This window comes from Dermacoccus sp. BD5, assembly GCF_044878485.1.
Lineage (GTDB): Bacteria > Actinomycetota > Actinomycetes > Actinomycetales > Dermatophilaceae > Dermacoccus > Dermacoccus nishinomiyaensis.
This window is the reverse complement of record NZ_JANJER010000007.1, coordinates 99,512-120,550: the sequence shown is the minus strand read 5'-3', so window position 1 is coordinate 120,550 and position 21,039 is coordinate 99,512. Positions and strand designations below refer to the sequence as shown.

The 21,039-nt window shown below is 70.2% G+C and carries 19 protein-coding genes, 1 tRNA gene and 1 riboswitch; of the genes, 10 read left to right on the top strand and 10 right to left on the bottom strand.

Annotated features, from left to right (window positions below; all coding sequences use genetic code 11):
- Positions 1 to 72: 72 nt before the first annotated feature.
- Positions 73 to 1,143 (bottom strand): ABC transporter ATP-binding protein, encoded by a 1,071-nt coding sequence (locus tag NQ706_RS07335; RefSeq protein WP_038569310.1) that lies wholly within the window; start codon positions 1,141 to 1,143, stop codon positions 73 to 75.
- A 327-nt stretch (positions 1,144 to 1,470) separates the two neighbouring features.
- Here NQ706_RS07335 and NQ706_RS07330 point away from each other — a divergent pair, with 327 nt between their 5' ends.
- The 4 genes from NQ706_RS07330 (at position 1,471) to NQ706_RS07315 (ending at position 6,591) form a co-directional block, all read left to right on the top strand.
- On the top strand, positions 1,471 to 2,808 hold the full coding sequence (locus tag NQ706_RS07330; RefSeq protein ID WP_038569309.1) for a maltose ABC transporter substrate-binding protein: 1,338 nt from the start codon (positions 1,471 to 1,473) through the stop codon (positions 2,806 to 2,808).
- Positions 2,809 to 2,979: 171 nt separating this feature from the next.
- Positions 2,980 to 4,557 (top strand): ABC transporter permease subunit, encoded by a 1,578-nt coding sequence (locus NQ706_RS07325; protein WP_235181944.1) that lies wholly within the window; start codon positions 2,980 to 2,982, stop codon positions 4,555 to 4,557.
- On the top strand, positions 4,557 to 5,501 hold the full coding sequence (locus tag NQ706_RS07320; protein ID WP_038569307.1) for a sugar ABC transporter permease: 945 nt from the start codon (positions 4,557 to 4,559) through the stop codon (positions 5,499 to 5,501). Before NQ706_RS07325 ends, NQ706_RS07320 begins: the two co-directional genes overlap by 1 nt.
- 34 nt (positions 5,502 to 5,535) lie before the next feature.
- Positions 5,536 to 6,591 (top strand): LacI family DNA-binding transcriptional regulator, encoded by a 1,056-nt coding sequence (locus NQ706_RS07315; RefSeq protein ID WP_051806132.1) that lies wholly within the window; start codon positions 5,536 to 5,538, stop codon positions 6,589 to 6,591.
- On the opposite strand, the gene otsB is transcribed toward NQ706_RS07315, so the two are convergent.
- Entirely contained in the window at positions 6,566 to 7,456 is an 891-nt protein-coding gene (otsB, locus tag NQ706_RS07310) for a trehalose-phosphatase (protein ID WP_051806131.1), read from the bottom strand. The two genes, NQ706_RS07315 and otsB, sit on opposite strands and share 26 nt — an antisense overlap.
- A complete protein-coding gene (locus tag NQ706_RS07305; RefSeq protein ID WP_038569306.1) occupies positions 7,453 to 8,868 on the bottom strand; it encodes a trehalose-6-phosphate synthase in 1,416 nt (471 codons plus the stop codon). The genes otsB and NQ706_RS07305 overlap by 4 nt, the downstream gene beginning before the upstream one ends.
- Before the next feature lie 174 nt (positions 8,869 to 9,042).
- Here NQ706_RS07305 and NQ706_RS07300 point away from each other — a divergent pair, with 174 nt between their 5' ends.
- The 3 genes from NQ706_RS07300 to NQ706_RS07290 all read left to right on the top strand — a co-directional run bounded on the left by NQ706_RS07300 (position 9,043) and on the right by NQ706_RS07290 (position 13,616).
- Entirely contained in the window at positions 9,043 to 10,914 is a 1,872-nt protein-coding gene (locus NQ706_RS07300) for a serine/threonine-protein kinase (RefSeq protein WP_288756713.1), read from the top strand.
- Between the two features lie 70 nt (positions 10,915 to 10,984).
- Positions 10,985 to 12,532, top strand: coding sequence for a threonine/serine exporter ThrE family protein (locus NQ706_RS07295; protein ID WP_038569302.1), 1,548 nt, complete (start codon positions 10,985 to 10,987; stop codon positions 12,530 to 12,532).
- Between the two features lie 177 nt (positions 12,533 to 12,709).
- A riboswitch (cyclic di-AMP (ydaO/yuaA leader) is annotated at positions 12,710 to 12,863 on the top strand.
- 6 nt (positions 12,864 to 12,869) lie between these two features.
- Positions 12,870 to 13,616, top strand: a complete 747-nt coding sequence (locus tag NQ706_RS07290) for a transglycosylase family protein (RefSeq protein WP_006943724.1) — start codon at positions 12,870 to 12,872, stop codon at positions 13,614 to 13,616.
- A gap of 96 nt (positions 13,617 to 13,712) precedes the next feature.
- Here NQ706_RS07290 and NQ706_RS07285 read toward each other — a convergent pair.
- Positions 13,713 to 13,785: transfer RNA gene (locus tag NQ706_RS07285), tRNA-Thr, on the bottom strand.
- An 85-nt stretch (positions 13,786 to 13,870) separates the two neighbouring features.
- Here NQ706_RS07285 and NQ706_RS07280 point away from each other — a divergent pair.
- Positions 13,871 to 14,185 carry a hypothetical protein gene (locus NQ706_RS07280; RefSeq protein WP_038569300.1) on the top strand — a complete coding sequence of 105 codons (315 nt, stop codon included), beginning with the start codon at positions 13,871 to 13,873 and terminating at the stop codon, positions 14,183 to 14,185.
- 90 nt (positions 14,186 to 14,275) lie between these two features.
- The gene (locus NQ706_RS07275) at positions 14,276 to 15,157 is read left to right on the top strand and encodes a phosphatase PAP2 family protein (protein WP_404360653.1); all 882 of its coding nucleotides are present in this window, start codon (positions 14,276 to 14,278) and stop codon (positions 15,155 to 15,157) included.
- On the opposite strand, the gene NQ706_RS07270 is transcribed toward NQ706_RS07275, so the two are convergent.
- The 6 genes from NQ706_RS07270 to NQ706_RS07245 form a co-directional block, all read right to left on the bottom strand.
- Complete coding sequence (locus NQ706_RS07270) at positions 15,117 to 15,908, bottom strand: SDR family NAD(P)-dependent oxidoreductase (RefSeq protein ID WP_038569298.1); 792 nt, start codon at positions 15,906 to 15,908, stop codon at positions 15,117 to 15,119. The two genes, NQ706_RS07275 and NQ706_RS07270, sit on opposite strands and share 41 nt — an antisense overlap.
- A gap of 221 nt (positions 15,909 to 16,129) precedes the next feature.
- The gene (locus NQ706_RS07265; RefSeq protein WP_081873730.1) at positions 16,130 to 17,239 is read right to left on the bottom strand and encodes an ABC transporter ATP-binding protein; all 1,110 of its coding nucleotides are present in this window, start codon (positions 17,237 to 17,239) and stop codon (positions 16,130 to 16,132) included.
- Positions 17,236 to 18,060, bottom strand: a complete 825-nt coding sequence (gene modB, locus NQ706_RS07260; RefSeq protein WP_235181943.1) for a molybdate ABC transporter permease subunit — start codon at positions 18,058 to 18,060, stop codon at positions 17,236 to 17,238. Before modB ends, NQ706_RS07265 begins: the two co-directional genes overlap by 4 nt.
- A 1-nt stretch (position 18,061) precedes the next feature.
- Complete coding sequence (gene modA, locus NQ706_RS07255; RefSeq protein WP_038569296.1) at positions 18,062 to 18,862, bottom strand: molybdate ABC transporter substrate-binding protein; 801 nt, start codon at positions 18,860 to 18,862, stop codon at positions 18,062 to 18,064.
- Positions 18,863 to 18,929: 67 nt separating this feature from the next.
- Positions 18,930 to 19,805: an SGNH/GDSL hydrolase family protein gene (locus tag NQ706_RS07250; protein ID WP_038569294.1), complete on the bottom strand. Its 876-nt coding sequence runs from the start codon at positions 19,803 to 19,805 to the stop codon at positions 18,930 to 18,932.
- On the bottom strand, positions 19,802 to 20,476 hold the full coding sequence (locus tag NQ706_RS07245) for a uracil-DNA glycosylase (protein WP_038569292.1): 675 nt from the start codon (positions 20,474 to 20,476) through the stop codon (positions 19,802 to 19,804). Before NQ706_RS07245 ends, NQ706_RS07250 begins: the two co-directional genes overlap by 4 nt.
- An 80-nt stretch (positions 20,477 to 20,556) precedes the next feature.
- Between NQ706_RS07245 and NQ706_RS07240 the strand changes: the two genes are divergently transcribed.
- On the top strand, positions 20,557 to 20,835 hold the full coding sequence (locus NQ706_RS07240) for a DUF3263 domain-containing protein (protein WP_006943707.1): 279 nt from the start codon (positions 20,557 to 20,559) through the stop codon (positions 20,833 to 20,835).
- Positions 20,836 to 21,039: the final 204 nt, after the last annotated feature.

The following is a 21,039-nucleotide window of genomic DNA, read 5'->3' as shown; positions in this document are numbered from 1 at the left end:
ATGCGTCGAGCGGACGATGGCCGCTCGCCATCGTCCGCTCGATCGTCATGTCAGCCCCTCGCGGGTGCGCGTTCAGTCGTTGATGCGCTCGCCGGTCTCGACGTCGAAGAGGTGGATGTGATCGGTCTTCGGCGCGAAGTACAGCGTGTCGCCCTTCATCGGGGGGCGGCGGCCGTCGACGCGGGCCATGACCTGCTGGTCCTCGCCCTCGACGTTCGTCTTGCCGTAGACGTAGGCGTCGGCGCCGAGCTCCTCGACCATCACGACGTCGACCTCGAGACCCGCGTCGGACGGCGCGAGGTCCTCCGGGCGGATGCCGAGCGTGACACGGTTCGAACCGGGGCGGGCGTCCGCGGGCAGCGGAATCGACGCGGTACCGAGCAGCACCTTGTTGTCCTTGACCGGCACCTCGAACAGGTTCATCGCGGGGCTGCCGATGAAGCCCGCGACGAAGACGTTCTTCGGGTGGTCGTACATGTTGCGCGGCGTGTCGCACTGCTGCAGCAGACCGTCCTTGAGGACTGCGACGCGGTCACCCATCGTCATGGCCTCGACCTGGTCGTGGGTGACGTAGACGGTCGTCACGCCGAGGCGACGCTGCAGGTCCGCGATCTGCGTGCGCGTCTGCACGCGCAGCTTGGCGTCGAGGTTCGACAGCGGCTCGTCCATGAGGAACACCTGCGGCTGACGCACGATGGCGCGACCCATCGCGACGCGCTGACGCTGACCACCCGACAGGTCCTTCGGCTTGCGCTCGAGGTACTGCGTGAGGTCGAGGATCTGCGCGGCCTCCTCGACGCGCTTGCGGATCTCGCTCTTGTCGACGCCGGCGATCTTGAGCGCGAAGCCCATGTTGTCGGCGACGCTCATGTGCGGGTAGAGCGCGTAGTTCTGGAACACCATCGCGACGTCGCGATCCTTCGGCGACAGCGCCGTGACGTCGCGTCCGTCGATGAGGATGCGCCCGCTCGTCACCTCCTCCAGGCCGGCGAGCATGCGCAGCGAGGTCGACTTGCCGCAGCCCGACGGGCCGACGAGGACGAGGAACTCGCCGTCGGCGATCTCGATGTTGAGGTCGCTGACGCTGGGACGATCGGCCCCGGGGTAGGTGAGGGTGACGTTGTCGTACGTGACGGTTGCCATGGGGTTTCCTTAGCGCTCACCGGCAGGAACGTGCCGGACGATCCGTTGTGAACGGGCGGCGCACGGATGTGACGCCGCACACAGCATGCCTGATGGGAGCGGCTCTTGACCAGCCCTTCTGCACATTTGTTTCAGTAGTGCTCATCTGAGCATCCCGTCTCGAAGGGTAGGTGGGTCGACCTGCATGCTCGCTCGGCCCTCCCTATCACCCGGTCAACGCTCCTTGATCAAATCGTGACCATGAAAAATTTTGCAGACCCTGAGCGCACGCTGCATGCTGTGAAGCAGGCCACACTCGAGGTGTGGCCCTGAACAATCGGAGTACTCATGACCAAGCGCAGTGTGGCTGTCGCATTCGCGGGCGTCCTCGCCCTCTCCGTCTCCGCGTGCGGCGGCGGCTCGTCCTCGTCCGACTCGTCGAAGAGCGACACCTCTGCGGCTTCGTCGAAGTCCGGCGACGCGAAGGCGTCGGGCAGTGCTGCCGCCGGCAGTGACGTCAACGCCAAGGACCCGAAGCGTGACGCCAACGCCGACCTCGTCATCTGGGCTGACGGCACCGCGGCCCCCGTCGTCTCCAAGCTCGCGAAGCAGTTCGCGGACGAGAACGACGTCAAGGTCTCCGTCCAGGTCTCGACGGACGTGCGCGGCAACTACGGCACGGCTTTCAAGGCGGGCCAGGCCCCCGACGTCATCGTCGGCGCCCACGACTGGATGGGTGAGCTCGTCTCCAACGGCTCCGTCGCGCCCGTGCAGATCCCCGCCAACGTCGCTTCCGGCTTCAACAAGGAGGCCATCGCCGCGACGAAGTACAACAACCAGTCCTACGGCGTGCCCTACGCCGTCGAGAACATGGCGCTCGTGCGCAACACCGACATGGTCAAGGATGCGCCGAAGACGATCGACGAGCTCGTCTCCACCGGTCAGAAGGTCGTCGACGAGAAGAAGGCGACGAACGTCCTCTCCCTCGAGATGGGCAAGCAGGGCGACGCCTACCACGGCATCCCGTTCCTCACCGGCTTCGGCGGCGGCATCTTCGGCACGAAGGCCAACGGCGACTACGACGCGAGCAAGCTGCTCGTCAACTCGCCCGAGAGCCTCAAGGGCGCCAACCTGATCGCCGAGCTCGGCAAGAAGAAGGTGCTGTCGACCAACGTCGACAAGACCAACGGTGATGCCCTGTTCGCCGACAAGAAGGCGCCGTACATCATCACCGGCCCGTGGTCGCTGCCGACGTTCGACAAGGCCGGCATCAAGTACGAGGTCTCCTCGCTGCCCACCGTCAGCGGTGGCGGAAAGATGACGCCGTTCCTCGGCGTGCAGATGTTCTACGTCAGCTCGAAGGCGAAGAATGCGACCGTCGCTCAGACGTTCACCACGTCCTTCCTCACCACCGAGGCCGCGCAGAAGGCGCTGTTCGAGGTCGGCAAGCGTCCGCCGGCACTGACGGCGGCGTACGACGAGGTCGTCAAGTCCAATCCTGACGTCGCGAAGTGGGCCGAGGCCGGCAAGGGCGCGAAGCTCATGCCGAACATCCCCGCGATGAATGCCGTCTGGGGCCCGATGGGTCAGGCGATGGCGGACGTCATCTCCGGCAAGGCAGCCCCCGACGCCCGCTTCAACGCGGCGCAGAAGGAGATCGAGGCCGCCATCAAGGCCGGCAGCTGACGATCCACCCACGTCGCATCCGTGAGCCGGTGACCACGTCGGTCGCCGGCTCACGGCGCGTCGACGACGACGCCCATCACGACAGGCCTGACGGCGCCCGCGAGGCGCCTCACGCCCCAGGCCGGTGCGGTGAGCACCGGTGAACGAGTTCCCCGAGCGATGGAGAAGGACATGGCGACCCTCGCCGCCCCCGAGCAGACGTCGGGTCTGCCGCCAGCCAAGAGCCCCGTGTGGGCGCCGATCCTCAAGTGGGCGCTCGTCGCGGCCGCCGTCATCCTCTGCATCTATCTCGCGACGCAGCTGGCCGACAAGGGGTACGGCCTCGCCGTCGTCGGTGTCGCGTTCGTCGCGATGGCCGTGCTCGTCGTGTACGGCACGCGCCGCAACGTGCCCGCGAAGTATCTGTTCCCGGGCCTGATGCTGCTGCTCGGGCTGCAGGTGTGGCCCATCGTGTACACGGCCGCGACGTCGTTCACGAACTACGGCCAGGGCCACCTCGTCTCCAAGGAGGAGGCGACGAAGCAGGACATCGCCTACTCCGTCCAGCAGGTCGCGGGGTCGCCGACGTACGGGCTGTCGATCGCCGTCAAGGACGGCCAGGACGTGACGTCCGCGCCGTTGCACTTCCTGCTGACCGACGAGAAGGGCAAGCACTTCGTCGGTGACGCCAAGGGGTTGCAGCCGCTCACGGGCAAGACGGAGATGGGCATCGGCCACCTCAAGTCGGCCGAGGGATATCGCGTCCTCAAGCTCGGCGAGGCGAACAAGCGCAAGGACCTCGCCAACTTCGCGGTGCCGACGAGTGACGGCCACGGCATCAAGGCCAGTGGTGTCTCGCAGGCCTTCGAGGGCGCGCCGACGCTGAAGTGGGACAAGGCGAAGAACACCCTCACCGATTCCGCCACGGGCACGGTGTACGTCGAGAAGGATGCACGCTGGGTGCCGCAGTCCGGCTCCGCGAGCCCGCTGCCGGTCGGGTGGAAGCAGGGCGTCGGGTTCAAGAACTACACCGACCTCGTGACGAACGACACGATTCGCAAGGGGTTCTTCGGCATCTTCGCGTGGAATATGGCGTTCGCCATCCTGTCGGTGCTGTCGACCTTCGTGCTCGGCATGCTGCTCGCACTGCTGCTCAACGACCCGCGCATCAAGGGCCGCGCCATCTACCGCAGCCTGCTCATCCTGCCGTACGCCGTGCCCGTGTTCGTCTCCGCGCTCGTGTGGGCGTCGATGTTCAACCAGGACTACGGCCTCATCAACAACCTGACCGGCCTCGACATCGACTGGTTCGGCGACCCGTGGGCCGCGCGCGCCGCCATCCTGCTGACCAACCTGTGGCTCGGCTTCCCCTACATGTTCGTCGTGTGCACCGGCGCGCTGCAGTCGATCCCGGGTGACGTCATGGAGGCCGCACGCATCGACGGCGCCGGCCCGGTCCGGACGCTGCGCTCCATCACGATGCCGCTGCTGCTCGTCGCGGTGGGCCCCCTGCTCATCGCGTCGTTCGCGTTCAACTTCAACAACTTCGGCCTCATCTACCTGCTGACCAAGGGCGGGCCGTTCGTCGGCGACAGCGCCCAGATCGGCTCGACCGACCTGCTCATCACCTACGCGTACCGTCTCGCGATCGACGGGACGAACCCGAACTTCGGTCTCGCATCCGCGGTCGCCGTCGTCATCTTCATAATCGTCGCGCTCCTGAGCTTCCCCGGCTTCCTGCGCAGCAAGGCCCTCGAGGAGGTCAACTGATGTCTGCCATGAACACCCCTGCGGCCGGCCTGCCCGAACCGGGAGCCGTGACCGGCGTGCCCGAAGCTGCCCCCGGTGGCACGCATGCTCGTGCGCCGCGCCTCGGTGGCGGCGTGTGGTGGCGCCACCTGCTCGCGCTGTGCGCGCTCGCCTTCGCGCTGTTCCCGATCCTGTTCCTGCTCTCGGCGGCACTCAACAAGGCGGGGACGCTGAGTTCTTCGACGCTGCTGCCGACGAGCTTCTCGCTCAACAACTTCTCCGACCTGTTCAGCAACGAGGCGCGACCGTTCGTCACCTGGTACAAGAACGCGCTGCTCATCGCGCTCGTCGGTTCGGTGTTCAGCGTCTTCATCGGCGCGTGCTCCGCGTTCGCGTTCTCGCGCCTGCGCTTCCGAGGCCGCCGGGCGATGCTGCTCGCGCTGCTGCTGCTGCAGATGTTCCCGGCGCTGCTCGCGTTCGTCGGCCTCTACATCACCTTCTCGAGGATCGGTGAGGTGATGCCCGCGTTCGGCCTCAACACCACGTGGGGGCTCATCCTCGTCTATCTGGGCGGCGCGATGGGATCGAACGTGTGGCTTCTCAAGGGTTACTTCGACACCGTTCCGAAGGAACTCGACGAGGCCGCGTTCGTCGACGGCGCCTCGCATGCCCGCGTGTTCTTCAGCCTGACGCTGCCGCTCGTGCGCCCGATCCTCGTCACGGTGTTCATGGTGTCGTTCGTCAGCCTGTTCGGCGAGTTCATGCTCGCGAGCATCTTCCTCACCGACGTCGACAAGCAGACCCTCGGCGTCGGCCTCTACGGCATGACGGTCGGCAACGACCGCAACGCCCTGTTCGGCCAGTTCTCGGCTGGTGCGCTGCTCAGCTCGATCCCGATCATGGCGCTGTACCTGGCCTTCCAGAAGCAGCTCATCGGTGGTCTCACCACCGGCTCGGTGAAGTGAACTCGGACCGCGGCGGCGCGACGGGAGCGGGCGCGTGAGCGCCACCGAGGACGCGGCGCTCAGGCGTGGCGGCGACGAATCGCCGCCGCGCCTGCAGCAGATCGCTGCTGCTGCGGGGGTCTCGCAGGCGACCGTCTCGCGCGTGCTCAACAACAAGGCCGGCGTCGCCGAGGCCACGCGCCGCAGTGTCCTCACCGCCGTCGACGTCCTCGGCTACGAACGCCCCGTGAGCCTGCGCCGCGCGGGGGCTGGCGCCATCGGCCTCGTCGTGCCCGAACTCGACAACCCGATCTTCCCCGCGCTCGCACAGGCCGTCACGACGCGGCTCGCGGCAGCGGGGTACACCGCCGTCCTGTGCCCGACGAGCGCCGGCGGGGTGCAGGAGGATGAGTACCTGTCGATGCTGCTGGAACGCGGCATCGCCGGGCTCATCCACGTCTCGGGGCGCCACGCCGACACGACGGCGTCGATCGCGCGCCATCAGGAACTCGTCGCGCAGGGCCTGCCCGTCGTCCTCGTCAACGGCCACCGCGACGACCTCGCCGTCACGTCGTTGTCGACGGACGACCGCGTCGCGGTGCGCCTCGCCGTCAGCCACCTGCTGAGTCTGGGGCACCGCCGGCTCGGTCTGGCCGTCGGGCCGGCACGCTACACCCCGTCGATCCGCAAGCTGACGGCGTTCCGCGACGCCGCGGCCGAGTTCGGGTTCGAGGCGCTCGTCGAACACACGTGGTTCAGCGTCGAGGGCGGCGAACTCGCGGGAACGCAGCTCACCACGCGGGGCGCGAGCGGCATCATCTGCGGCTCTGACCTCATGGCGCTCGGCGTCATCCGCGGAGCGCGCCACGCGGGCTTGGACGTGCCGAGGGATCTCTCCGTCGTCGGATTCGACGGCTCGGCGATGACGGAGCACACCTCGCCGCCGCTGACGACGGTGCGCCAGAACGTCCCCGCGCTCGCCGACGGCGCCGTCGACACGCTGCTCGACCAGATCCGTGGGCTCGCAGCGGCCGCGCCGTGCGCCCGTGAGCTGGTGCTCGCGCCCGACCTCGTCGTGCGCGCCTCTACCGGCCCGCCTCCGGTGCGCTGACGGCGCCCTCCCCGGCGTCGGCGTCGGCGTCGTCTCGGACGTCGGCGTCGTCTCGTGGCGCGTTGCGCCGCGCCTTCGTCAGCGCGCCGAGCAGAGCGTCGAGCAGCGGTGGGACGTCGGTGCAGCCGGGGACGCGGTGCGCTGCGGCGGTGTCGCCGTCGCCGACCTTGACGCCGATGTCGCTTCCCGCGCGCAGCGTCGTGAACACCGTCTCGTCGGTGACGTCGTCGCCCAGGTAAACCGTCGCACGCAGGTTGCGCTCGGCGGCGAGGGCCGCGAGTGCCGCGCCCTTCGACACGTCGAGCACCGACAGTTCGACGACGGCCTTGCCGCGCATCGCGTGGACGCCCGGGACATCCTTCGGGACGGCGAGCGCCGCGCAGGTCGCGCGCTCAGCCTCGTCCTCGTCCATGCCGCGGGTGTGCAGGACGACGCCGGCCGGCTTGTACTCGACGCGTGTCGCGGGCAGTCGTTCGGCGATCGTCTCGAGCGCGTGGGTGGCGCCGTCGAGGGCGGCGCGCTCGACGTCGCTCAGCGCGCTGGCGCCCGAGGCGGCGGAGCCGAGGGGGGGCGAGATCTCTGCGCCGTGGCTGCCGATGAGGACAATGGGGGAGGACTCGTCGATCCCCGTCAGCGCGCGCAGGGTGGCGAGGTCCCGACCCGATGCGAGCGCGACGCTCACGCCCGGTAGCGCCGCCATCGCACTGAGTGCCTCGATCGTGCCCGGTTGCGGGCGGGCGCTCGCGGGGTCGAGGACGATCGGGGCGAGCACCCCGTCGAAGTCGGAGGCGACAAGCACGTCACCGCGGCGCGCGAAAGCACCCAGCTCCTCGCGTGACGGCGGCCGCAGCGGCGTCGCGGTCACGATGCGGCCTGCGTCGACGGCGCCTTCGGGGCGGCCTCGAGGCTCGCGAGGTAGTTCTTCGCCCACTGCTGCACCGAGTTCTCGCTCACGAGGGCACGCATCGAGTCCATCCGCTGACGACGCTGGGGCGCCGGCGCGTCGACGGCCTTCATGATCTGCTGCTTGAGACCCGCGATGTCGTGCGGGTTGCACAGGTAGGCGTCGCTCAGCTCCGTCGCGGCGCCGGTGAACTCGGACAGCACGAGCGCCCCGTCGTCGGCGCAGCACGTCACGTACTCCTTCGCGACGAGGTTCATGCCGTCGCGCAGCGGCGTGACGAGCATGATGTCGGCGGCCGCGAACATCGCCGCCATCTCCTCGCGGTCGAACGAGCGGTGCAGGTACGTGAGCGCCGTCGCGCCTATGCTCGAGAAGTCACCGTTGATACGCCCGACCGTCAGCTCGATCTGGTCGCGCAGATCCATGTACGCCTTGACGCGCTCGCGGCTCGGCGTCGCGACCTGGATGAGTTTGTGCTTGCTCGGGTCGAGCCGCTCGTCGGCGAGCAGTTCGCCGAACGCCTTGAGGCGGTGACGGATGCCCTTCGTGTAGTCGAGGCGATCGACGCCCAGCAGGATCTTCTCCGGGTTGCCGAGCTGCTCGCGGATCTCACGCGCCCGCGCCTGCACCGAATCCGACTCGACGATCTCGCGCAGCCCCTCGACGTCGATCGAGATCGGCACCGCGGCTGCGCGCACCTGACGTTCGCCGAGGTCGACGACGTCGCCCGTCACGTCGAGGTCGAGGTACTGACGCACCGCGCGCAGGAAGTTGCCCGCGTCCTCGGTGCGCTGGAAACCCAGGAAGTCGGCGCCGAGCAGCCCCTCGAGGATCTCCTCGCGCCCGGGCAGCTGCGCGAACAGCTCGACGGCGGGGAAGGGGATGTGGTTGAACCAGCCGATGCGCAGGTCGGGGCGCATCTCGCGCAGCATCTCCGGCACGAGCTGCAGCTGATAGTCGTGCACCCACACCGTCGCGCCCTGCGCGGCGACCTCGGCGCAGGCGTTCGCGAAGCGACGGTTGACGCGGCGATACACCGAACGCCAGCTGCGACGGAACGTCGGCGTGATGATGACGTCGTGGTAGACGGGCCACAATGTGTCGTTGCTGTGGCCCTCGTAATAGTCGGCGACCTCCTGCTCCGACAGCGCGACCGGGTGCAGGTGCATGCCGCCGTCGTCGAACGGCTCGGGCGCCTCACCTGGGTCGCCCGCCCAGCCGACCCAGGCGCCGTCACGCCCACGCATGACGGCGTCCATCGCGGTGACGAGGCCGCCGGGGGAGCGGCGCCACTGCGACTCGCCGTCCGGCGTCGTCACGCGGTCGACGGGCAGCCGGTTGGCCGCGACGACGAAGTCGTAGGTCTCGCTCATCGGAAAGTTCCTTCGCTCATCGGTGCGCGGGACGAACAGGTGCGGCGTGCGCTCGAATTCGGCGGGGCGCCGGGGCCGTTCGCGTCTTCGTCACGAGCCTATCGCGGGGCGGCGGGGGCGTGCCGGGCCGCGTCGATCCAGCACTTTGTCATGTGCGCGGCCTACCGTGGAGCCATGACGTCACCGGAGCCTCCCGAGCCGACACGCGCCGGACACCGTCTGCCGCGGCGCACCCACCCGACGCCGTCGCCGGCAACCGAGCGTCACGACGACGCGACACAGGTGGCGCCGCAAGGCACGCGGACGCGGCAGGGCTCGGGCGCTCACGCGGCCACCCCGGCCGACGGTGGGGACATCGTCGGCCACTTTCGCATCCTCGACAAGATCGGCGAGGGCGGCATGGGCGTCGTCTACCGCGCGCTCGACACCCGACGCTCGGACGGGCGGGAGGTCGCCGTCAAGGTGCTGCGCCCGCACATCGCCTACGACCCCGACGCGCGCACCCGCCTCGCGCGGGAGGTCGCGACGCTGGAACGCGTCCACACACCCGGCGTCGCCGCCGTCATCGCCGCGGAACCGTACGGCGAGCGCCCGTACATCGCCACCGAGTACGTGCCCGGCATCCCCCTCGACGAGGTCGTCAAGCGCCGCGGGCCGTTCGAGCCCGACGCGCTGGCGCGCCTCGGGCGCGACCTGGCCGTCGCCATCCAGGCCATCCATGACGCCGGCGTCGTCCACCGCGACCTCAAGCCGGGCAACGTGCTCATGGTCGACGGGCGCCCCGTCGTCATCGACTTCGGCATCGCCCACATCGCCGACGATGCGCGCCTGACGTCGACCGGTCTCGTCATGGGCACCCCCGGCTACCTCTCGCCCGAGCTCGTCGAGGGTGCGCCCGTGTCGACGTCGACCGACTGGTGGGGCTGGGCCGCGACGCTCGCCTTCGCCGCGCAGGGCGAGCCGCCGTTCGGGCGCGGCCCGATGCCGGCGGTGCTCGACCGCGTGACGCGTGGTCAGGCGAACCTCGACGGCGTCGACGCGCGGCTGCGGCCCCTGCTCGCCGCCGCGCTCAGCCCGGTGCCGGAGGAGCGACCGTCGGCCCAGCAGGTCATCGAACAGATGGAGCGGTACGCGCGCGGCGAACCGACGACGTACGTGCCGGTGCGACGCACGGCCGATGCGCGCGCCGCTCGCCCCGAACGGCAGCGACCCCGCCCCGACGCGACGGCCGTGCTCGGCCGTCCGGACGCCACGCGCGTCGCGCCGGTGACGCCGCCACCGGTGAGTGCGGGGCCGACGGACGCCGAGCGTGCCCAGCAGGGCGCGCCGGTGCGTCAGGGCGCCCAGGGGTATGCCAACCCGAGCCCGTACGGCTCCGCGCCCGTTCCGCCCGCGCCGAAACCGCAGTCGCGCCCGGGCGAACACGACCCGCGCATCAACCTGCCGCATCGATCGGGAACGCTGCAGGCGATCTTCGTCCTGTGGTTGGGCGTGACGGCGCTCGTGCCCGTCGTCGGGCTCGTGCTGCTCGTCGTGTGGAACCTCGCCGCGCGCTTCAGCGACTCCACGATCACCCAGACCGTCCTGCGACGCTACGAGGCCGGACGACGACGCAGCGACGGCGCGGTCGCCGTCGCGAGTGCGCCGTGGCACGCGTTGCGCGCGACGCTGTCGACGCTGTTCGCCCTCATCCTGCCGACCGTCGTCTTCGCCTGCGTCGCGGCGCTCGTCGGCATCGGCTGGGTGGCCGTGCGCGGCGGCGTGCCGCGCGTGTGGTGGGCGCTGCCGCTCGTGCTCGGCGCAGGCGCCGCGCAGCTCTCGCTGTGGCGAGGCGCCGGTTCGGTCGGCTACCGGCGCGGTTCGCGCTCGCTCGTGCGCGGCCTCGTGCCGCAGAACGCGACGCGCATCGTCGCGGGCATCGCCGTCGGCCTCGGCCTGTTCATGCTGGTCGGCTCGTTCCTGCAGCAGGGCGACATCTCGTGGTTCCCGTTGACGGGCGGCATCGACGACCCGCTGGCGCGGTACGCGCCGAGCGTGCATCGCTGAGTCGATGCACCACAGCGCGTCCACAGCGCGCGCCGAGGGATCGTCACGTTCGGCGTCCTAGGATCACAGAATGGGTCAGTACGGACGAGAGCACGGCACGACGGGGCCCAACCCGATCTCCGAGAACACGCAGCCGGTCCTGGCGCCGCGGATGCGGTTCCTGCGCAGCGAACCGGTCACCGAGCCGCTGCCCATCGCCGATGCGCTGAAGAACACTCCCTACCGCGACCCGAACGTCCTCGCGGGAGTCAGCGACGACTCGGCCCAGTACAAGGCGCTCGACATCGCCGTGCGCGTGGGGGAGTTGTTGCTGCGCTGCGGGGCGAGCACGCGTGACGTCGAGTCGAGCGTCGTCGCCGTCGCCGCATCGGCGGGGCTGCGCCGTCTCGAGGTCGACATCACGAACCAGGCGCTGCTGCTGCAGACGCCGTCACCGCATCCGGGCCATCCGCCGCTGACGATGCTGCGCGTCGCCCGTTCGTCGACGCGTGACTTCTCCCGGCTGACGGCCGTGCACCAGTTCGTCGAGCGCCTCGTCGCGGGCGGCATGGATCTCGACGAGGCGACGAAGCAGTTGCGGCGCATCCAGCGGATGCCGCGGCTGTACCCGCGATGGCTCGTCTCGGTCGCGTTCGGTGGTCTCGCCGCGTCGGTCGCGACGATCCTCGGTGGTAGCTGGATGGCCGTCGCCGTCGCGTTCGTGTCGGCGATCATCGTCGACCGCATCGGGCGCGTGCTGAGCAACCTGGGGGTGCCGAGCTTCTACTCGGCGGCCGCCGGCGGACTCGCCTCGACGATGCTCGCGTGGCTCGCGTACATGTCGCACCAGAGTCATCTCGTCGGCGAGTACGTCGCCACCCACCTGCCCGGCTCGATGACGATGGCCGACTTCGCGTACGCGATCTCGGGCGGCATCGTCGCGCTGCTGCCCGGTCGTCAGATGGCGTCCGCGGTCGAGGACGCCGTCACCGGTTATCCCGTTACCGCCTCCGGGCGCGTGCTGACGGTGATCCTCGCCTGCGCGGGCATCACGGTCGGCGTCGGTGCGGGGTTGTCCTTGACGCTGAGTCTCGACAACGCCCTCGACCTCGGGCTCCAGTCGCCCGGGGTGCTGCGTTACGACTCGCCGTCGACGACCTTTCTGCTCCAGGTTGCCTGCGGCGCGCTCGGCGCGGTCTGCTCGGCCGTGACGATGCGTTCGCGTGTCCGGATGCTCGTGCCGACGGCCGTCATGGGCGCCCTGGGCGTGGGCGGCGTGACGTTCCTCGTCAGCTCCATCGGCCTCGGCGCGACGACGGCGACCGCGATGGCCGCGACGGCCGTCGGGTTCTGCGCGCGACTGCTCGCGCTGCGCCTCGGCGCCCCCGCGCTCGTGCTCGTCATGCCCGCGGTCTCGCCGATGCTGCCCGGCCTGCGCATCTTCCGCGGCATGTACGAGTCCGTGTCGGGTTCACTGCTCGGAGCGACGCGCGTGGCGCAGTCCGGGGTCGGGGTGACGACGATGCTCGGCGCCGTCGGGATCGCCCTCGCGCTGAGCACGGGGGCGCTTCTCGGGGACGTGCTGTCGGCGCCTTTCGACCGCCCGATCGTGCAGCGCCGCAGGGCTCGTCGCCGCTGACGGGCGGGGGGTTCTCGCGCGCGGCGACGGCGGGGGCCGCGGTGATTCACATTTTGTGACGTAGGTCGCGTAACGTTCTCCTCGCTGTGGCGATGTCGTGAGTGTCGCCCAAGCGGCTCATAACTCAACACACCAAGAATTCGCGGGCAGCGCCAACGCCAAACCTCGTCGGGCGCCGCTTCATTCGCACCGTGCGAACCGCAGACGAGGGTGGGGGACCCACTCGTGGCACTTGTTGAGTGCCTTGGGGTGAAGCCGGTCCCGAACCGGCCGAGCACCTGACCGCTCGAACCCGACAGCTCACCTCACCGGCGTCGTCAGGAAAGGAAACACCTCCATGGGTTACACCCCGAAGCACTCCGCTCCCTCCGACTCGACCATGGGTCGCAAGGCTGCGGGCGTCGCCCTCGTCGGTGCCGCCACCGTCGGCGCCGGCGTCACGAGCGCCACCACCGCCTCGGCCGCACCGGCCGGTTCGGTCTGGGACCGCGTCGCCGCCTGTGAAGCGGGCGGCAACTGGCACATCAACACGGGCAACGGCTTCTACGGCGGCCTGCAGTTCACGCAGCAGACGTGGGCCGGCTTCGGTGGCACGCAGTACGCCGCTCGCGCCGACCTCGCCACGCGCGAGCAGCAGATCGCGATCGCCCAGAAGACCCTCGCCGTCCAGGGCCCCGGCGCCTGGCCCGTGTGCTCCGTGCGCGGTGGCCTGACCCGCGCCAACGGTGGCAGCACCGCCGCGGCTCCTGCCGCTGCGGCCGCGAACACGCAGGTGTCGCGTTCCACCGCTCGTTCTGCCGTCAAGGCTCCCGCCGCGACGTCCGGCAAGCTCGCCGTCGACGGCATCCTCGGTCGCCAGACCGCTCGCTCGCTGCAGGCCTGGGTCGGCACGTACCGTGACGGCATCGTCGGCCCGCAGACGAAGATGGCCCTCCAGCGCACGGTCGGCACGACGCCCGACGGCATCATCGGCCCCCGCACGGTCGCCGCGCTGCAGTCGAAGCTCGGCATCTCCCAGGACGGCGCGACGTACCTCAACGCCCGCACCGTCCGCGCCCTGCAGGCGCACCTGAACAACCACTGATCGCGCGTCTGATCGCCTGATCGACGACGAGGGCCCCACCGCTTCGAAGCGGTGGGGCCCTCGTCGTGTGCCCTGGCCGGGCAGGCGGGCGGTGAGAGCTGGAGATGGGACTCGAACCCACAACCACCTGTTTACAAGACAGGTGCGCTACCGATTGCGCCACTCCAGCACACTGCCGGCGTCGGCAGCCCTGTGATCTTATACGAGGCGGGTCGCGATGCCCGTCCCGTCGGGCGACGACCTACGATGAGGGCATGAATCTCAAGCCTGCAGCAGACGTCGAAACCGCACCCGTCGCCGCCCTCGGTCTCCTCGGCGGTTACCTCACCGCCCGTGAGACGGGCATCCGTCCGCTCGGGGGTGTCGTGCTCGCGCTCGCCGGCGGGTACGCGGGCCGCACGTGGCTCGCCAAGGGCGGCGCGGCCGAGACGGCGGCGCTGACCGCCGTGTACGTCGGCGGGTTCGGCGCCTCGCACCCGCTCGCGAAGAAGATCGGCGCGTGGCCGTCCGTCGTCGGGGTGGCGGCGCTGTCGGCGGCGGCGTCGTACGTCCTGATCGACCGCCACTGAGCGGGCCCGCCCCCGAGGCTCGAACTGCGCGAGTGCGCGGGGATACACTGACGTGTTTTGTTCGACGGCCGCGACGAGGTGAGGAGTGGCATGCGCGACTCCCTCACGCCTGCGGAGCGTTCGATGCGCGACCTGACGCCGTCGCGTGACGACTTCTCGCTGAGCACCACCGAGCCGCCGCCCCGCTTCGTCAGGGCGCTCGTGCGCCCGCTCGGTGGCCGCCCGGCGCTGCTCATCGAGTTGTTCCTGTTCTGGATGTTCTTCCAGTACTTCACGTTCGCGCAGGAGCACATCCGCGGAGAGCACGACGAGTCGGTCCGGCATGCGCACCGCCTGTTCGACCTGGAGCAGTGGCTGCACATCGACATCGAACGATGGCTCAACTCATCGCTCGCCGAGGTGCCCGTCCTCGCGCAGGGCGCCGGGTACTACTACGGCATGGTGCTCGCGACGGTGCCCATCGCGCTCGCGTGGGCCTGGTGGATGAACCCGGACGGGTTCCGGCGCCTCAGACGGTTGCTCATCGCGATGACGCTGCCCAGCCTGCTCGTGTTCTGGTTGCTGCCGATGGCCCCGCCCCGGTTTGCCGTCGACGGCATGATCGACATCAACGCCGTCTACAACATCATGGGCGGCCGCCTCGCGCGTGACCCGTCGCAATCGGCCAACCTGTACGCCGCGATGCCGAGCCTGCACTGCGCCTGGTCCACCTGGGTCGCCTACGTCGTGTACGACACGTGGAAGCGGCGCCGGCCCGTGGGGGCCCGCGCCGCCTGGCTCTACCCGCTCGTCACGTACTGGGACGTCATGGCGACGGGCAACCACTTCGTCCTCGACGTCGTCGGTGGCATCGCACTCTTCGGTTTCGGCCTGCTGTACGTCAACCTGCTGCGCGGGGCCGAGGTGAAGATCTGGGACGAGGACCCGGGGTTCACTTCGGCGGCATACGCAGCGCACCGTCGAGACGAATGACCTCACCGTTGAGCAGCGGGTTCGCGACGATGTGCTCGACGAGTGCCGCGTACTCGCTCGGGCGGCCGAGGCGCGAGGGGTGCGGCACGACCCTGCCGAGCGATTCGCGCGCCGCTTCCGGCAGCCCCGCGAGCATCGGCGTCTCCATCGTGCCGGGCGCGATCGTCATGACGCGGATGTGGCTGTCGGCGAGGTCGCGGGCGGCGGGGAGCGTCAGCCCGACGATGCCGCCCTTGCTCGAGGCGTAGGCCGCCTGACCGATCTGGCCGTCGTAAGCGGCGGCGCTGGCCGTCATGACGATGACGCCGCGGTCACCGTGCGCGTCCGGTGCGCCGTCGTCGGTGGGGGAGGGCTCGTTCGCGACCATCGCCTCGGCGGCCAGACGCAGCAGGTTGAAGGTGCCGACGAGGTTGATGTCGATGACGGTGCGGTACTTCTCAAGTGCGTGGACGCCGTGCTTGCCGAGCACGCGCCCCGGGGTGCCGACCCCGGCGCAGGCGACGGCGATGCGCAGCTCACCGAGTTCGGCGGCGGCGTTGACGCCCTGGCGCACCTGCTCCTCGTCGCGCACGTCGGTGGGGACGAACAGGGCGCGCTCGCCCAGGTCGTCGGCGACGGCCTGGCCGTTCGAATTCGGTAGGTCGGCGATGACGACGGCCGCGCCGTCGGCGTGCAGGCGGCGGGCGGTGGCCTCGCCGAGGCCCGAGCCGGCACCGGAGATGAGAGCGACGGTGTGCTGCGTGATCTTCATGTGACGCACTCTAACGAGCGGTGCGAATGAAATGTGAAGTGGGTCACCCTCGTTTCCCGTGGCGCCTGGCTCGTCATGCCGCTCCGACGACATGGCGGCCCCGCCTCCGTGCGCCCAGATGCACCTGCGTGCAAAGTACCCGGGTGCGTCTGAGCGCAAGAGGGTCGGGCGAGGCCGTCGCGATGGTGCAGGAGGGCAGGAGGAGCTCGGGCGCTCAGGGCTCAGCGGTACAGCGTGACGTCGGTGGCCTTGACGCTCGCTGCGACGTGCGAGCCGTGGTGCAGGCCGAGTTCGGTGACGGCCTCGAGCGTCACGTCGGCCACGAGATCGGCCGCGACGCCTGCGTCACCCCGCAGGTGCACGCGGGCCAACGTCCCGGTGTGCTCGATCTGCTGCACGACGAGCGGCCAGGTGTTGCGAGGCGACCCGGCGGGCACCTCGCGCCACAGCGAGACCGCGGTCGGCGCGAAGGCCGCGAACGCCCGCTCGCCCGACGGCGGCACGTCGGCGGCCATGATGCGGGCGCCACCCGGTGTCGTGATGGCGCGACCGTCGCTCGTCCCTCGCCACAGGTTGAGGCCGACGACGCGGGCGGCGAACGCCGTGCGCGGATAGCGCACGACGTCCTGCGGCGGCGCGAGCTGCGTCACGCGCCCGGCTTCGAGGAACAGCAGCCGGTCGGCGAGCGTCAGTGCCTCGAGCGGGTTGTGAGTGACGAGCAGGGTGACGGCGTCGGTGCGCGCGAGGCGCTCGCCGAGCAGCGCGCGCAACTCGTCGCGGCCGCTCTGGTCGATGGCCGACAGCGGCTCGTCGAGCAGCAGCACCCGAGGGTCGAGAGCCAGCGCGCGAGCGAGCGCGACGCGTTGTGCCTGGCCTGACGACAACTCGTGCGGACGGCGGCTCGCGAGGTCGGCGATGCCCACCTGCTCGAGCTCCTGCCGGGCACGACGGCGCGCGGCGGAGCGCGATACGCCCCGCGCCCGCAGCCCGAACGCGACGTTCTCGAGGGCGTCGAGATGGCCGAAGATGTCTCCCGCCGCGGTCATGAGACCCACCTGACGGTGGCCGGGGGGCACGGCGTGACCGCGCCCGTCGTCCCAACAGGCTTCCCCGACGCGCAGCTCACCGCTCGTGAGATGTTCGAGGCCGCTGATGCCGGCCACGAGCGTCGACTTGCCGCTGCCGTTGGGGCCGAGCACCCCGAGCACCTCGCCGGGGGCGCACGTGAACGCGGCCTCGAGCTCGAACGAGCCGCGCCGCATCGTGCCGGCGAAGCTCAGCCCCTCCGGTTCGGGCGTCTCAGGCGGTTCGGGCGAGAAAGGCGGGTTCATCGCGCACCGCTCCAGCGTCCGCGCAGCAGGGCGAGCACGACGAGGCAGATGCCGAGCATGAGGGCCGCGAGGGCGGTGGCGGCGTCCTGACTGATGTCGAGCGCCTGATACACCGCGAGGGGGCCTGTTTGGGTCGTGCCGGGGAAGCTGCCGGCGAAGGTCATCGTCGCCCCGAACTCACCGAGAGCGCGTGCCCAGGAGAGCGTCAACCCCGCGAGCAGGCCCGGCGCCGCCATCGGGATGAGGACGCGGCGCAGCGTGTACCAGCGGCTCGCGCCGAGCGCGGTGGCGGTGCGCGCCCACCGCGCGTCGATGCCGCGGAACGCGCCTTCGGCGGCGACGACGAAGAACGGCATCGCGACGAACGTCTCGGCGAGCACGACGCGCACCCACGAGTAGGGCAGCGACGTGCCGAAGGTGTCTTGCAGTACCGTGCCGATGAGGCCGCCGCGCCCCCACGCGTCGAGCAGGGCGACACCGGCGACGACGGGCGGCAGCACGAGGGGGACCGTGACGAACGCCCGCAGCCACGCGGCGGCACGCCCCCGCAGGCGTGAGAGCCACCAGGCGAGAGGGGTGCCGAACAGTGCGGACAGGGCTGCCGTCGTCGTCGTGGTGCGAAGCGACAGCAGGAGAGCGTCGCGTGTGCCGGCGGTCTGCAGGTCGGCGGCGAAGTGCGACCAGCGCACCTCCAGCAGGAGCGCAACGAGCGGGACGACGACGAACGCGACCGCGACCGCTGCGAACACCCCGAGCACCACACCGCCGGCATCGGGGGCGCGGCGGGTGGGGCTCGTTCTGCTGGCGCTGGGGGCGCTCACGTCAGCTCGGCGAGCCGAACCCGGCGTCGCTCAGCACCTTGCGGCCCTCGGCGCCGGTGATGAGCTGCACGAACTGCTTGGCGTACTCGTTGTCGCTCCACGTCGCGATCGGCAGCGTCGTCTTGACGTTCGAGCCGGACGCGATATCGACGCCCGTCACCTTGTCACCGGCGGCCTTGACGTCCGTGCGGTACACGACGGCGGCGTCCGCGTCACCGGAGGAGACCTTCGCGAGCGTCGACTTCACGTTCTGCTCGTAACTGACGACGTGCGCGTGGACGTTCGCCTTCGTCAGCGCTTTGCCGGCGGCGCGACCGCACGGCACGGTCTTGGCACACAGCACGGTGTTGACCTTCGCGAGGCTCGCGAGGTCGGAGACGTGGCCCGGGTTGCCCTTGGGCGTCGCGATCTCGAGTTCGTTCGTCGCGAAGTCGGTCCAGGTCTTGCCCTGCGTGATGTCGATCGGCATCGTCTTCGGCGTCGTCGTGTCGGCCATGGCGACGACGTCCGCCGGTGCACCACCCTTGAGCTGGCGCGCGATGTCCTGGCTGCCTGCGAAGCTCATCTTGATCTCGACGCCGGGGTGGTTCTTCTCGAAGTCCTCGGCGAGCTTGGTGAAGCTCTCGGTGAGCGAGGCCGCGGCGAGGACGGTGATGGTCTTGCTCGAGCTCGCCGTGGCCGAGGAGCTGCCGGCGGCGTTCGAGCCCGACGAGTTCGTGCTGCTCGACCCGCCGCAGCCGGACAGACCCAGCACGGCGGCGGATGCGGTGGCGGCGGTCGCCGTCGTGAGGGAACGATTCATCCTCGTGGCCTTCTGTCTCTCGGTGGGCTGATCGGATCGGTTCTCGGGGCGAGGACGCCGGGGGTGGTCAGGCCCGTCGGAACAGCTCGGCGGCGACGCTCGGGTCGATCGGCATGGGGTGGGGGCGTTTCGCCTCACGCCCGTCACCCGAGCTCGTGCCGCGCAGGCGGCGTTCGATCCACGGGCCGAAGTATTCCTTCGACCACTCGGCGTTCTCTGCCAGGCGCTGTCGGGCGGGCTTCGGTTCGAGCGGCGGGAGCAGGTCGAGCCAGTCGCCCTCGGTCGGCAGGCCCAGCGTCCACGCCGCCTGCTGCGCGACACGGCGGTGGCCCTCGGGGGACAGGTGCAGGCGGTCGGCACCCCACATGCGCATGTCCCGCAGTGCACGCATGCCCCACACGTCGAGCACGTAGCAGTCGTGCCGCTGCGCGATGCCCCACAGGTTCGCGATGTGCCAGCTGATGCGCGGTCGCAAGCGGGCCATGATCTTCGAACCCGTGGGGTTGACCATCGTCGCGAGCATGACGTCGGCCCCGGCGTCCTTGAGGCGGACGACGGCGGCCTCGAGCTGATCGGCGACGTCGTCGAGGTCGACGTTCGGGCGCATGATGTCGTTGCCGCCGCCGACCATGCTGACGAGGTTGGGCTGCATCGCGAGCGCGGCGTCGAGCTGCGGGCCGACGACGTCGGCGAGCAGCTTGCCCCGGATCGCTAGGTTCGCGTACTCGAATCCGTGCCCCGCGCCGTCGGCGACCTGAGCGAGGTCGACGGCGAGCCGGTCGGCCCAGCCGAGGTAGGCGTCGTCCTGACGCGGGTCGGGGTCGCTCATGCCCTCGGTGAAGGAGTCACCGATGGCGACATAGCGTCGCCACGTCCGCTCGTGGCCGCTGCGGGCCGCGGGCGCCTCGTCGGAGGAATGGGTGTCGGGGGTCGTGTCTGTCACGGGATGCGCCAATCGATCGTGTGCGTGCCGAGTTCTTCGAGCAGGGCGTTAGTGCGGCTGAACGGCTTGCTGCCGAAGAAGCCGCTGCGGGCCGACAACGGTGAGGGGTGGGCCGACTCGACGGTCGGCGTGTCGCCGAGATGCGGCGCGAGTGAGCGCGCGTCGCGCCCCCACAGGATGGCAACGAGGGGCTGATCGCGCGCGACGAGCGCGTTGATCGCCGTCGCGGTGACGTGCTCCCAGCCCTTGCCGCGATGGCTCGCCGGCTTGCCGGGCTGCACCGTCAGGACGCGGTTGAGCAGCAGCACCCCCTGATCGGTCCACGCCGACAGGTCACCGTGCTCGGGCGGGGTGAGACCGAGGTCGTCGTGCAGTTCGGTGTAGATGTTCGCGAGGCTGCGGGGGATGGGCCGCACGTCGGGTGCGACGGCGAAGCTCAGGCCGATCGGGTGCCCGGGCGTGGGGTACGGATCCTGGCCGACGACGAGGACGCGCACCTCGTCGAACGGCTGCGTGAACGCGCGCAGCACGGCGTCGCCCGCAGGCAGGTAGCCGCGCCCCGCGGCCACCTCGTCACGCAGGAACGCCCCCGCGGCGGCGATGTGCTCGGCGGCGGGCGCGAGGGGTTCGACCCAGCTCGGGTGGACGAGTTCGTCGTACGGACGAGGCATGCGTCCAACCTATCGCGCGGGTCTGACAACCCGCCCCGAGCGCGGTTTGAACGGGCCGGGCGGCCCCGTATCCTGAGCGGATGGCCATGATCGAGACCCCCGCGGGTGCCCACGTGCCCGGTGACGCCGACGCGCCCGGGCTGAGCGAGCGCGACCGTGCGATGCTCGCCTTCGAACGCGAGTGGTGGAAGCTGCCCGGCGCCAAGGAAGCGGCGATCAAGGAGCGCTTCGGGCTGACGAGCACGCAGTACTACCAGCAGCTCAACAAGCTCGCCGACACCGAGGCGGCGCTCGCCGCGGATCCGTTGCTCGTCAAGCGGATCCAGCGACGCCGCGCGGGGCGTCGACGCACCGTCTGAACCGCGGCTCAGCGCGCCGCCACGTCCCCGCATGTCGCCGCTCTCGTGGCGCCGCAGCCCATCTTGGCAGCCGCACGACAGACGTCGGGGTGCCGCTATGAGCGAACAACACGCGGGTGCGTGCGCGGAGGGTTTGCACTCGGTGGGGGCGAGTGCTAATCATGGGGTTAGCACTCTGATCGTGAGAGTGACAAAAGCCTGACT